General features: G+C 53.2%; 2 protein-coding genes. Both read left to right on the plus strand.

The features are described 5' to 3' along the window. Nucleotides 1-510, plus strand: a 510-nt coding sequence (locus ACTHUE_RS19185; protein WP_440424189.1) for a TonB-dependent receptor domain-containing protein, incomplete at its 5' end; no start/stop codon positions are given. Between the two features lie 57 nt (nucleotides 511-567). Further along, on the plus strand, nucleotides 568-1,349 hold a 782-nt coding region (locus ACTHUE_RS19190), incomplete at its 3' end, for an ABC transporter substrate-binding protein (protein ID WP_440424190.1).

Here is a 1,349-nt window from a genome sequence, read left to right on the forward strand (position 1 = left end):
GCCTCCAAAGGCGGCGGCATCATCACACGCAACGTGGACGCGCGATTGTTTACCGCTCAGGCCTATGCGCGTTACAACTTCAATCCGCATTGGGCGGCAGGCATCAAAGCCGCCTACAACTACGGACACAATGAAACCGACGGCAGGCCGCTCTATCAAATCCGTCCGTTTGAAGCAACCGTCCAAGCTGACTACAAAAATTACTTTGCCCACGGCAGCTACAACATCGGCGCCGCCACACGCTTTGTCGCCAAACAAACGCGCGGCGATTTTGATGCCGCAAGCGGTTTGGGCATAGACAAACGCGAAGCCGCCAAAGGCTTTACCGTTGCCGACGTGTACGCAGGCGTAAACTTCAAAGACAAATACGGCTTACGCCTGGGCGTGAACAACGTGTTCAACAAAAAATACGCCGAATACATCAGCGGCGACCACGTCCTCGCTCTATCCCCCAGTGTCGTGTATGCACCGGGCAGGACATATTGGTTGAGTTTGCATGCGGCATTTTAAAATCAGGCCGTTTGAAAGAATGCCTGCATTGGCTTATTAAGAATTAGGAGATAAAAAATGGATATGAAAAGACGCGATTTCTTAAAAATGACCGCCGCGCTGGCAGCCGCAGGCGTTTCACCTTCATTGTTAGCAGCCGGTAAAGAACAATTTACCGTATACGGCGCACCGGCAATGCCCAGCGTTACCATCGCCGTAGCGGCGTTGCAAGGCAAGCTGGCGAAGCAGGCAGATGTATCGCTGAAAATCTGGCGTTCGCCCGACCAACTGCGTGCAGGCGTGGCAAGCGGACAATTTAAAGTCATGATGAGTCCGAGCAATGTCGGCGTAAACCTGCGCAACCAAGGGCAGAAAGTCGGCATGGTCAATATTTTGACCAACGGCATCACGCAGCTGATGTGTAAAGGCAGCGCGATTACCTCGCCGCAGGATTTGGTCGGCAAAAAAATCCTCGTACCGTTTAAAAACGACATGCCCGACATCGTGCTGCAAGCCTTGTTGAAAAAACTGAAAATCGACGCGCACAAAGTCGGCATCACTTACACCGCCACGCCGCCCGAAGCGGTGGGGCTGTTTTTGAGCAAGGATTACCACGCCGCCATCCTGCCCGAACCGATGGCAAGCGCAAGCATACTCAAAGGCAAAACCATGGGCGTAAACGTCGTGCGCAGTTTTGATTTGGTGAAGGCATGGGGGCAGGCGTTTGACACCAAACCGCTGATTCCGATGGCGGGCATCATCGCCAACGAAGAATATTTCCACGCGCACAAGGCGCAGTTCGACATCTTCCATCAGGATTTGAAAAACGCGCTCAACTGGATACTTGCCAACCGCCAAAG

This window comes from Neisseria sp. P0021.S005 (assembly GCF_051956955.1).